This is a genomic window from Burkholderia sp. SIMBA_062 (assembly GCF_046534765.1).
In the GTDB taxonomy this organism is placed as follows: Bacteria; Pseudomonadota; Gammaproteobacteria; order Burkholderiales; family Burkholderiaceae; genus Burkholderia; species Burkholderia ambifaria.
Window position 1 is genome coordinate 1 of the sequence record NZ_JAWRYD010000430.1, and the last position, 254, is coordinate 254.

Sequence of the window (254 nt, forward strand, 5' to 3'; positions counted from 1 at the left end):
TGCTGCCCGTTCCGTCGTCGCGGAATCTATACGGCCGCACGCTCCACTTCTTCGCGTGTCGGAATCGAGGTTTGCGCGCCGTGGCGCGTCACGCTGATCGCGGCCGCGTGCTGGCCGAACGCAATGGCGTCATCCATCGACGCACCGCTCGCGCGGGCCGCCGCGAAGCCGCCGACGAAGGTGTCGCCGGCCGCCGTCGTATCGACGGCGACCACCGCCCTCGCCCGATGGCGGCCATGCCCTGCCGTCCCTCG

General features: G+C 71.7%; 1 protein-coding gene. It reads right to left on the bottom strand.

The features are described 5' to 3' along the window. Window positions 1-26: 26 nt before the first annotated feature. Window positions 27-254: PfkB family carbohydrate kinase (locus tag SB786_RS36960; RefSeq protein ID WP_410731677.1), on the bottom strand; the 228-nt coding region annotated here is incomplete at its 5' end.